The sequence below is a fragment of the Niveispirillum sp. FG156 genome (assembly GCF_057809555.1).
Genome location: NZ_JBMDKE010000019.1, coordinates 91,399 through 102,711 on the forward strand (window position 1 = coordinate 91,399; position 11,313 = coordinate 102,711).

General features: G+C 62.1%; 9 protein-coding genes. 4 read left to right on the forward strand and 5 right to left on the reverse strand.

Features of this window, described 5'->3' with window-relative positions; all coding sequences use genetic code 11:
- Positions 1–87 precede the first annotated feature (87 nt).
- Both ACODSP_RS13935 and ACODSP_RS13940 read right to left on the reverse strand, forming a co-directional pair.
- Positions 88–726 carry an isochorismatase family protein gene (locus ACODSP_RS13935; RefSeq protein WP_488966169.1) on the reverse strand — a complete coding sequence of 213 codons (639 nt, stop codon included), beginning with the start codon at positions 724–726 and terminating at the stop codon, positions 88–90.
- A gap of 2 nt (positions 727–728) precedes the next feature.
- Positions 729–1,979, reverse strand: a complete 1,251-nt coding sequence (locus tag ACODSP_RS13940) for a CaiB/BaiF CoA transferase family protein (protein ID WP_488966170.1) — start codon at positions 1,977–1,979, stop codon at positions 729–731.
- A gap of 238 nt (positions 1,980–2,217) precedes the next feature.
- Between ACODSP_RS13940 and ACODSP_RS13945 the strand changes: the two genes are divergently transcribed.
- From ACODSP_RS13945 to ACODSP_RS13955, 3 genes are read left to right on the forward strand one after another with little or no spacing between them, the layout of a single operon-like run.
- Positions 2,218–3,129 (forward strand): hydroxymethylglutaryl-CoA lyase, encoded by a 912-nt coding sequence (locus ACODSP_RS13945; RefSeq protein WP_488966171.1) that lies wholly within the window; start codon positions 2,218–2,220, stop codon positions 3,127–3,129.
- 60 nt (positions 3,130–3,189) lie between these two features.
- Positions 3,190–5,247: a hydantoinase/oxoprolinase family protein gene (locus tag ACODSP_RS13950; RefSeq protein WP_488966172.1), complete on the forward strand. Its 2,058-nt coding sequence runs from the start codon at positions 3,190–3,192 to the stop codon at positions 5,245–5,247.
- A gap of 28 nt (positions 5,248–5,275) precedes the next feature.
- A complete protein-coding gene (locus ACODSP_RS13955) occupies positions 5,276–7,153 on the forward strand; it encodes a hydantoinase B/oxoprolinase family protein (RefSeq protein WP_488966173.1) in 1,878 nt (625 codons plus the stop codon).
- 34 nt (positions 7,154–7,187) lie between these two features.
- Here the strand turns inward: ACODSP_RS13955 and ACODSP_RS13960 are convergent, their stop codons facing one another.
- From ACODSP_RS13960 to ACODSP_RS13970, 3 genes are all read right to left on the reverse strand, one after another.
- Complete coding sequence (locus tag ACODSP_RS13960) at positions 7,188–7,595, reverse strand: type II toxin-antitoxin system VapC family toxin (protein WP_488966174.1); 408 nt, start codon at positions 7,593–7,595, stop codon at positions 7,188–7,190.
- Positions 7,592–7,843, reverse strand: a complete 252-nt coding sequence (locus ACODSP_RS13965) for an AbrB/MazE/SpoVT family DNA-binding domain-containing protein (protein ID WP_488966175.1) — start codon at positions 7,841–7,843, stop codon at positions 7,592–7,594. The genes ACODSP_RS13960 and ACODSP_RS13965 overlap by 4 nt, the downstream gene beginning before the upstream one ends.
- Positions 7,844–7,906: 63 nt before the next feature.
- A complete protein-coding gene (locus ACODSP_RS13970) occupies positions 7,907–8,581 on the reverse strand; it encodes a GntR family transcriptional regulator (RefSeq protein WP_488966176.1) in 675 nt (224 codons plus the stop codon).
- Between the two features lie 309 nt (positions 8,582–8,890).
- On the opposite strand from ACODSP_RS13970, the gene ACODSP_RS13975 reads away from it, so the two are divergent.
- Positions 8,891–11,200 carry a TonB-dependent receptor gene (locus ACODSP_RS13975; RefSeq protein ID WP_488966177.1) on the forward strand — a complete coding sequence of 770 codons (2,310 nt, stop codon included), beginning with the start codon at positions 8,891–8,893 and terminating at the stop codon, positions 11,198–11,200.
- Positions 11,201–11,313: the final 113 nt, after the last annotated feature.

The window sequence follows — 11,313 nt, forward strand, 5'->3', positions numbered from 1 at the left end:
AACATTGACACTTTCCCATGCCTTTATGAAGGGGAAATTGACAGCCCGGCCAATAAATCGCCATTGGGAGAAGGGGTGCAGGAGTGCCTAGGCCCGCAGGGCACCCAGGTGGGTGACCGCTTCTTCCAGCCCGATGACGTCGGCATATTTGGCGTGAAGGTCGAACAGGTTGGCTTCATGCACACGTGTGTCGCGATCGCCAACGGCCTCTCGCACCACCAGGGGCACAAACCCGTGCTGACAGGCATCCAGCGCTGACGCGCGGACACAGCCCGAGGTGGACAAGCCCGCGATCAGCAATGTGTCAATGCCACTGGACGCCAGGGTGGAGGCCAGGGAGGTGCCGAAAAAGGCGCTGGCATACTGCTTGGTGATGACGGGTTCCCCCGCAATGGGTTCCAGGCCGTCTGCGAAGGATGCCCAGTGCGGATGCAGGCCGCGCTCAAAACAGGACAGGGCCTTGACCTTGCGGAAGAAAATGCCGCCATCCACACCGCCCGGCGTATAGGCGACATTGGTGTGAAGGACCGGGATGCGCGCTGCGCGGGCGGCCAGCAACAAGGTTGCCGCCTGTCCCCGCACCTTCTCCACCCCCGCATAGAGGGGGCAGGCGGGGTCCAGATAGGCGTTCACGAAATCGATGATCAGCAGGGCAGGGCGCTTGCCCCAGCCCAGCCGATTGCCGAACCCCGCCTGCGCATAATCGGCATCCAGGTCCTGTGCCATGGTCAGATGATCCCTGCGGTTTTCAACTCGGCCAGACGGTCCTCGCCCAGCCCCAGAATACCGCCCAGCACCTCCGCCGTGTGCTCACCCAGTTCCGGTCCCGGATGAACCACCCCGCCCGGCGTATCGGACAGGCGCGGAGCCACATTCTGCATGGCCAGCTTGCCGAAGATCGGATGCGCTACCTTGATGATGTTCTGCCGCGCCTTGAAATGCGGGTCTTCCATCATCTCCGGTGCGCGATAGATGCGACCGGCGGGTACACCATGCTTTTCCATCAGGTCCAGCAGCAAGCCGGATTCGACCGTGCGGGTCCAGTCGGAAATCAGATCGTCCAGTTCCTGCTGCACGGCACCGCGCGCCGAATGCGTGGCATAGCGCGGGTCGGTGGCCAGTTCCGGGCGGCCCATGGCTTCGGCCAGACGCTTGAACACGGTGTCCTGGTTCGCAGCGATCAGGATCATCTGGCCGTCGCTGGCCGGGTAGACATTGCTGGGCGCGACATTGGGCAGAATGGGGCCGGTACGTTCACGGACATAACCGGTTTGGTCATATTCCGTGACCAGACTTTCCATCATGGCCAGTACAGCCTCGTAAATGGCGCTGTCCACCACCTGGCCCCGACCCGTGCGTTCGCGCGCATGGACCGCCATCAGGGCGCCCAGGGCAGCATAGGTGGCGGCCAGACTGTCGCCGATGGAAATGCCCATTCGGGATGGCGCCGTGGACGGATCACCCACGACATAGCGCAGACCGCCCATGGCCTCCCCGATGGAGCCATAGCCGGCCTGGGACGAATAGGGACCCGTCTGACCGAAGCCGGTGACGCGCACCATCACCAGCTTGGGATTGATCTGCGACAGCACATCATAACCCAGGCCCCAGCGCTCCATGGTGCCGGGGCGGAAATTCTCGATCAGGATGTCGGACTTGGCGACCAGATCGCGTACGATTTGCTGCGCCTGCTTTTCGCGCAGGTTAAGGGTCACCGACTTCTTGTTGCGGGCGACCACGGGCCACCAGAGCGACTTACCATGCGGCTTTTCCCGGCCCCATTCGCGCATCGGGTCACCGCTGCCGGGCTGTTCCAGCTTGATCACCTCCGCCCCGAAATCGGCCAGCAGCTGACCACAGAAGGGGCCGGCCAAAAGCTGCCCCATCTCGATCACGCGCAGGTCCGTCAGGGGGCCTTGGCGCTTGGCCACCTGTCCCGTGCCGTCATTGGTGTCGATGCCCTGGTCCGTCACCATCATCTCCCGATCAATGTATACATTCGGTTTTGTCGGTCAGCATGTCCGCCGGTGAAGGGCGGGCGACTGGAATTCCGCTAAAAGATGCACATATTAAGGCCAGATGGCAAGGGGTGGCTGGGCTTAAATCTGCTGTTTAAATCCTCTTGTCAGGGCCGCTTGCCGCATGGTTGTATACATTTGAGTGTGATCAGGGCGCGTCGGGCGGCAGGCCCGCATGCCTGTAGCAAGGAAGCAGCGGATGCCTTCCCAGGTGGAAATCGTCGAGGTCAGCCCTCGCGACGGATTGCAGAACGAAGCCACTCCCGTCAGCACCGATCAGAAGGTGGAGCTGATCAACCGTGCCATTGCGGCGGGTGCAAGGCGGATCGAGGTGACCAGCTTCGTGAACCCCAAGCGGGTGCCGCAAATGGCCGATGCCGAGGCAGTGCTGGCGGCGTTGCCGCGTGGCAATGGCATCTCCTATATCGGGCTGGCCATGAATGGCCGTGGGTTCGACCGGGCACTGGCCGCCGGGGTGACGGAGGTCAATTACGTCCTGGTGGCGTCCGATACCTTCAGTCAGCGCAACAATGGCGCGCCCACGATGGAGACGCTGACGGGCTGGGCAGAGGTGGCGGCGGCGGCCAAGGCCGCAAAGATGCCGACCAGCATCACCATCGGCGCGTCCTTCGGCTGCCCCTTTGAAGGGGAGGTGCCGGTGGAGCGCGTGGTGGAGGTGGCGAAACGTGCCGCCGACCATGGCGTGGATGAAATTGCGCTAGCCGACACGATCGGCGTGGCCAGCCCCGCTGATGTGGTGGAACGGTTTACCGCTGTGTCGGCGGCGCTGCCCGGTATCCGGTTGCGCGCCCATTTCCACAATACCCGCAACACCGGCATCGCCAATGCCTATGCCGCCGTGATGGCGGGTGTGGGTGTGCTGGACAGCTCGCTGGGCGGCATTGGCGGTTGCCCCTTCGCGCCGGCGGCTACGGGCAATATCCCGACCGAGGATCTGGTCTACATGCTGAACCGCATGAAGATCAGGACCGGCGTGGACCTTGCCGCCGTCATTGAGGCCGCTAGTTGGTTGGAAGGGATCATCGGACGCCGGAATCCGGCGATGCTGGGCCGGGCGGGCATCTTTCCGCCGCCGGCCAAGACGCAATAGCGGCGGGAAAAATCCACGCCGCATCAAAAGCAGAAAACATTCGGGAACAGGAGTTTTAGAATGGCTTACAGGCTCGGCGTGGACGTGGGGGGAACCTTCACGGACCTGCTGCTGATCGAGGATGAGACGGGTGAAACCTTCCGCGACAAGGTGCCCTCCACCCCACACGATCCGTCGGTGGCCGTTGTCACCGGCACCCTGAAAATCTGCGCCAAGGCGGGGATCGACCCCAAGGATGTGCAGCTTTTCATGCATGGCACGACCGTCGCCACCAACACGGTGCTGACCAGCACGGGGGCGCGGGTGGGGCTGGTGACCACCGATGGTTACCGCCAGGTTCTGCACATCGCGCGCAGCTTCGTGCCCGGTGGTTTGGCCGGCTGGATCGTCTGGAACAAGCCGCCGCTGACGGCCCCGCTGGAATGCACTGTGGAGGTGCCGGAACGCATTGGCGCGGATGGTTCCATCGTCACGCCGCTGGACGAGGCTGCCCTGCGCGTCGCCCTGGAAAAGCTGAAGGGGGAGGGGATCGAGGCCCTGACCATCGCCTTCATCAATGCCTACCGCAATGACGCGCATGAGGTGCGGGCGGGACAGATCGCGCGGGAGGTTTTCCCCGACCTTCCCGTGTCGCTGTCATCCGAAGTCCTGCCGGAGATGCAGGAATATGAACGCGCCCTGACCACCGTCGCCAATTCCTATGTCCGCCCGCGTGTCGCCAATTATGTGCGCAACCTGAAGGCCGAGCTGAACAAGGCCGGCATGAACGGGCAGATGAACCTGCTGCGTTCCGATGCCGGGTTGATGAGCTTTGAAAAGGCGCAGGATCATCCCGTCAATCTGCTGATGAGCGGGCCTGCCGGCGGTGTGGCAGGCGCCCTGTGGGTCTGCGGCAAGTCGGGCTTCAAAAACCTGCTGACTGTTGATGTCGGCGGTACCTCCACCGACGTGGCGCTGATTGAAAATGGTCAACCGCGTCTGGCGCGGGAGACCGAATGTGGTGACCTGAAGGTGCGCGCCACCTCTCTGGATATCCGCACTGTCGGGGCCGGCGGCGGCTCCATCGCCTTTGTGCCGGAATTGACCAAGGCGCTGCGCGTCGGCCCGGCGTCGGCCGGTGCCGTGCCTGGCCCTGTCTGCTACTCGCGTGGCGGGGACAAGCCGACCGTGACCGATGCCAATGTCGTGCTGGGTTACCTGCCGGAGGAGTTGCTGGGCGGTACCATGCGGCTGGACCGGCCAGCGGCGGCGGCGTCAGTGCAGGGCATTGCCGACACGCTGGGCATTGATCTGTCGACGGCGGCCAATGGCATCTACTCCATCGCCAATGAGACGATGATGGGTGCCCTGCGCCTGATCTCCGTTCAGCAGGGCTACGACCCGCGCGATTTCGCGCTGGTGGCCTTTGGCGGCGCCGGGCCGCTGCATGCCAATGCGCTGGGCAAGCTGCTGGGCAGTTGGCCCGTCATCGTGCCGCCCAGCCCCGGTGTGCTTTGCGCCTTTGGTGACGCCACCACGCGTCTGCGCGCCGAACGGGCCAAGTCGGTGGGCAAGGTTTTTGCCGATGTCAGCAATGGGGATGTGGCGGGCCTGTTGGCCGACCTGCGTGCCGCCGTGGCGCGTGAACTGCTGGCGGAGGGCGTTGCAGAAGGTGATCAGGAAATCACCTTCGAGGCGGGCGTGCGTTACTCCGGTCAGGCGTTCGAGGTGTCGCTGCCCGTATCCCTGGACGGGTTTGCCGATGGCGGGCTGGAGGCACTGGCCGCTGCGTTTGACAAGGAGCATGAGCGGCTTTTCACCTTCTGCTTGGACAGTGACCGTGAACTGGTGACGGTGCGCGCCACGGCCCTGGGCAAGGCGTCGGCCATCCGGTTGGAGAAGCTGCCCAAGGGTGATGGCGATCCGTCGGCGGCCAAGGTACGCGACCATGCGATCTGGGCCGATGGCAAGGAACATTCGGCTGTCATCTATGACCGGGCGAAGCTGAAGGCCGGGGATTTCATCACGGGTCCCGCCATCATCTGTGAAATGGACAGCACGACCGTGCTGCTGCCCGACCATGGGGCGGAGGTTGACGATTACGGGCTGATCCTGATCCGCCCGCTCGCTGCTGCCTGACGATACTTCTGGAAAGAGGGATAGACCCATGGTTGCCAAGATCATCGAAACCAACCCGACCCCGTTTCAGAAGATCGTCATTGACCCGATCACGCTGGACATTATTGAAAACGCCCTGCGCAATGCGCGGGCCGAAATGGACGCCACCCTGTTCCGCACGGCCATGTCGCCCGGCATCCGCGAACAGGGCGACGCCTTCCCCCTGATTGCCAATAATGAAGGCAAGATGGTGGTGGGGCAATTCGGCTCCTTCCTCGGCGGCTTTCTGAAGAACTACAAGGGCACCATCGAAGAAGGCGACATCATCTGGCTGTCCGACCCCTATTCGGTCGAAGGGGCCATCAGCCATCTGAATGACTGGCTGGTGATCCTGCCGGTCTTCAAGGATGGCAAGCTGGTCGCCTGGACCTGCCATTTCGGACATCAGACCGATGTCGGCGGCAAGGTGCCGGGCAGCCTGCCCACCGACGCCACCTCCATTTTCCAGGAAGGCATCCGCATCCCGCCGGTAAAGCTGTACCGCAAGGGTGTGCTGAATGAGGATCTGCTGGAACTGGTCCTGAACAATACCCGCACGCGGGATTGGTGCCGGTCGGATCTGAACGCCATCATCGCGTCCTGCCGCATCGCTGCGCGCCGCATCACGGAGCTGTGCAGCCGTTTCGGTACAGAAATATTCGTTTCTGCGACAGGAGAGTTGCTGGAGCGGAACAAACGCGCCATGGTCAAGCTGATCGCCACATCGATCAGTGAGGAGAAGGTCAGCTTTGAGGATTATATCTGCGACGATGGTCGTGGCTATGGCCCCTACAAGCTGAAGGCCACCATGTGGCGCGAGGGGGAGAAGGTGATCCTGGACTGGGAAGGCACCTCGCCCCAGTCGGAAAGCTCTATCAACTTCTATCTCAATGAAAACATGCTGAAGATGTTCTTCGGCATCTACATGATCATGGTCTTCGACCCGCAGATCCTGTTCAATGACGGCTTCTATGATCTGGTGGAAACGCGCATCCCGGAAGGATCGCTGCTGAAGCCGAAATATCCGGCGGCCCTGTCCTGCCGTACCCACGGCATCGGGCGCGTCTTCGACGTGCTGGGTGCACTTCTGGGGCAACGCACGCCGGAATTCCTGAACGCTGCCGGCTTCTCTTCCTCCCCACATCTGATGCTGTCGGGCAGCTATCGCGGGTCGGGGAAATATTATCAGCTGTTTCAGATCGGGTTCGGCGGCATTCCGGGCCGGCCCTTTGGTGACGGGCCGGACGGACATTCCCTGTGGCCCAATTTCACCAATGTGCCCAACGAGTTCCTGGAAGCCTATTTTCCGCTGCGGATCGAGCGGTATGAAACCATTCCTGACAGCGGCGGGCCGGGCCTGCATCGCGGCGGCAATGGTGTCCGCATCGCCTATCGCTTCCTGGAACCCGGCGCCATCGCCATCCATGATGACCGCTGGTTCACCTATCCCTGGGGCGTGAATGGCGGCGAGCCGGGCTGGCGCTCCCGCCGCGTTCTCATCCGCGCAGATGGTACGGAAAAGGTGCTGGCCGCCAAGATCGACGATATCCAGGTCCGCCCCGGCGACCTGCTGATCTTCGATACCTGGGGCGGCGGCGGCTGGGGCGACCCCCTGGCCCGCGATCCCGCGCTGGTGGCGGCGGACGTCAAGCGCGGCCTGGTGACGGTGGATGGTGCCCGGCGCTATGGTGTGGTCCTGGCCGCCAATGGATCGGTGGACGCGACCGCGACCGAAGCCCTGCGCGACAGCCTGCGCACGGCACGCGGCGATACCAGCCTGTTCAATTTCGGCGGCACGATCGACCAGCTGCGCGCGAGCTGCCAGGCCGAAACCGGCCTGCCGGCCCCGGTCGATCCGGCAACGCAGGAGAGTGTACGTGCTGCTTGATTTGGGTGATTGGCGGGGCGATAAGCCCCGCCAATCACCTGTCCGTGTTCAGGTCCCAGGCTCTATGTCCGGCTTGTTCGACTAATTTGACCGCCTTTTTATCGAAACTCACAAATACTTCGCCACCTGCCTTGGCGCCAATATGGGCAATGACGCCATCCGCGAAATCGCCATGCATATCGAGAAACTGAATCCCCGCCTCTGCCGCAGCCCGATCCGTCTGAACCTTGTTCGTAACCAACAGGCGCCGGATGATTGACGCAATTTCACTGTGATTTTGTCCGTAGCTCCTTCTCATCACCCAAACAAACTCGCATAATGTCGGCAGGGTGATAATAATCGACGTACTTTCAGCCAGTAATTTAGCGGCCTTGTGCGACTGCACCGGATCATCCATGGCGGCAGCACGAACCAGGATATTCGTGTCGGCGGTAACGATCACGGCTTGCCGGCCCACCCGTTACTAATCGCCTCATTCATTTCGTCAATAGAAGGAGGACTGGCTCTGGTCGAGCGCAAGCACCCAATGAAGCCCCCAATTCCTTCTTTGGCTGCGACGCGGACCTCTACACGGCCAGATGGCAACATCTCAACTTCAAGTTGATCGCCCGGCCCGGCACCGAGATGCTCCAGCACTTCCTTGCGGAAGGTCACTTGTCCCTTCGCCGTAACTGTCAGCATCACGCCCATGACCGTTCTCCCGCACCATCAGCATGCAGTGTAAGGCAATACCCGCCTTACCACCAGTCCCCCTCACTCCGCTGCCTCCCTTACCCCCGTCGCCTTCTCCGCTCGGCTTGCCTCAATCGCGTGCCAGGCGGCGGCGATGTGGCTGCGCATGACGGAGCCGGCCCAGGCGCCGTCGCGCACCTCGAACGCTGATACAATCTCCATATGGTGGCGCAGGCTGCGGCGCAGCGCCTCGGCGTTGTAGCGGTGGAAGGTGCGCAGGACCAGTGGGACCTCCACCACCTGCGCCATCATCAAGGACAGGCGTTGTGTACCGGCGGCCTGGATGATCAGGCGGTGGAATTCGCCATTGGCCTCCGCGATGCGGGACAGGGCGTCGGGTGTGCCCTTGGCTTCCAGTGCCAGCATCTCCTCCGCCAACTGGCGCAGGCGTACCACCTGTTCCGGGCTGGCGCGTTCGGCGGCGCGTTCGACGGCGTAGCCTTCGAGCATGGCGCGCAGGTCGAAGATTTCCTTGATCTCGTCCATCGACCAGTCGGCGACGAAGGCGCCGTGGTTGCGCATGAACTTCACCGCCCCCTCGGCATTCAGCCGGCGCAGCGCCTCGCGGATCGGCGTGCGGCTGACACCGATCAGGTCGGCCAGTTCGCCTTCCTTCAGGTGCGCGCCGGGGGGGAATCGGCCGGCATGGATGGCGTCGCGGATTTCGGCATAGGCCTTTTCGACGGCATTACTCATCGCTGCATGTCCTGGTGGGTTCCGTCCCGGCGGTGTGACGCTTGTTCTTAGCGCAAGGAACCCTGTTCGCACCACCCATCCGTTCTGCCGGGCCGGTACGTTGAGTGACAGATCCCTGCGCTGCGCAGCCTTTGGGGGCCAGCGCGGCTTTCGCGTCACATTCCATCCATAAAGTATACAATGTCATGCATCGGTGCTTGCCGAAAGCGGAATCTCATATAAGTTTTTGCTGAGGCGAGCGGTACGGCGAATAGTCGGGCCAACCCCAGAAAATCAATAAAATCCATAGAACAGCGGAGACAAGAGATCATGCGCAACGGTATTTCCTTAGGCCACCTGCTGACCGGCACGGCCATCTGTGCATCCATGATTGTATCCAATATGCCGGCCCAGGCGCAGAACGTCCCGTCGGCGGGCGCCAGCAACCCGATCATGCTGGAGGAGATCGTCGTTACCGCCCGCCAGCGTAACGAGACGGCACGCGAAACCCCGGTCGCCGTGGCGGCCTTCACATCAGAGACCATTGAAAAGGCCGGCATTTCCGGCCCGGCTGATTTCCTGGCCCTGACGCCCAATGTCAGTTTCCTGCAGACCACCAATGTCGGCGAAAGTCAGGTGCATATCCGTGGCGTGATCCAGCCGCGCGATGCCGAACCGCCCTTTGCCTATGTGCTGGACGGCGTGCTGGTGCCCAATCCCAACGCCTTCAACCAGGAAATGGTGGATATTGAGCAGATCGAGGTGATCAAGGGGCCGCTGGGGTCGATCTATGGCCGCAACGCCATTGGCGGCGCCATCCTGGTCAACACCAAGAAGCCCGGCGACACGCCCGAGGGGCAGGTGCAGGCTGGTTATGAGTTCCGCGGCAATGAATACAAGGTCGGCGGCTATGTCGGCGGTCCGCTGGTGGAGAACAAGCTGTTCGCCCGCATCACGGCGGTACACAAGGATCGCAAGGGCTATTACGACAATATCACCTTGAAGGAGAAGGAAGATCCCTTCACTGAAAGCCTGGTGCGCGGTCGTCTGGTCTATAAGGCGACGGAGGATATCGAGGTCGATCTGTCCGCCGGCTATGGCGAGATCGAGGGCTATGCCTTCAATTTCAACAATCAGACGGCGGGTACGCCCGGCTTCGTCAATGGCGTGAACATCAAGGACACGTCCATCCCCTATGCCGGCAATGTCCGCAGCTTCAACAATCAGGAACGTGTCGACCTGTCGGGCAAGATCGACTGGAACAGCGATGCCGGCACCCTGACCTTCACCGCCGCCTATCATGACCTGAAAGAGAATATGGGCGGTGAGGGCGCCGTCGATCTGGCGCTGTTCGGCGTGCCGTTCCCCGGTGGTCCGGCCCCGTCGGCCTTCTTCACCAATCCGGCCCTGATCGAAGGTTACGGCCCGACCCTGCGCGACGGGACGCAGTATCAGGAGCGTAATCAGGACGATACCTCCTTCGAACTGCGCTTCACCTCGCCGGGTGAAAACCGCCTGCGCTATATCGCCGGTGCCTATTACATCAAGTTCAACCGCGAGGTCGTGCTGAACCGTGGCAACGATCTGGGTCAGGGCGTGATCGTATCCGATCCGCTGGGCGGTCCCGCCAACCCCATCGTGGCCGTTACCTGGACCGACAATGCAAACGAGGCCTGGGCCCTGTTCGGTCAGTTGGCCTATGACATCACGCCCGAACTCGAAATCTCCACCGCCATGCGGTACGACAAGGAAGACCGCAAGTCCAAGAACCTGACGCCGGCCGCCTACTCCCCCATTCCCAATGTCACGGGTCTGGTCCGGTCGGATAATTTCAGCGCCGCACAGCCGCGCGTCTCCCTGCGCTGGAAAGCCACCGAGGATGTGTCGCTTTACGCCACCTATGGCGAGGGCTTCCGTTCGGGCGGTTTCAATCCGCTGGGCAGCCGCTTCAACATCATCAATGTCGATGGCGTCCGCAACACCACGGTCCAGGATCAGTTCGGCAAAGAAAGCTCCACCTCTTATGAAGCCGGCGTGAAAAGCCGTCTACTGGATGGGCGCCTGACCCTGAATGTCGCAGCGTTCAGCACGAAGGTGGAGAACGCACAGTTCTTCCAGTTCTTCCCCTTCTCCCTGTCGCGCGTGATCTCCATCGTGGACCGCAATCAGATCAAGGGCTTCGAGCTGGACGGGCAGGCGCGCATTGCCGAGGGTCTGGACCTGTTCTTCGGCTATGGCTATCTGGACAGCGAGATCAAGAAGAACGCCGAACTGCCGCAGACTGTGGGCAACCGCTTCCCCTTCACGGCCAAGTATGACGTGATCCTGGGTACGCAGTATACGGTCCCGGTCTTCGCCGACTATGATCTGTCGGCGCGTGTGGAATATAACCGCACCGGTCCGATGTTCTTTGACACGCTGAACACGCCGGGCACGGAACGTCCGGCCCTGGACCTCGTCAATGTCCGTCTGGGCGTGGAGAACGAGACCTGGGGCGCCACGCTCTATGCCCGTAACCTGTTCGACAAGCGGTATAATGTCGATGGTGTGGTCCTGGTCGTGCCCAACACCACCGTCTTCAACTTCACCACCAAGGCCCCGCCGCGCACGGTTGGCGTGGAACTGAAGGCCCGGTTCTGACCAGGGTCCTGCTTCCGGGTCGGTTCGCCGACCCGGAATGTGGGTTTATACCGGCGGCCTTTAATCCCGACTCATCGGGATTAAAGGCTTCGGCGGCATGGGCCGCCGCCGCG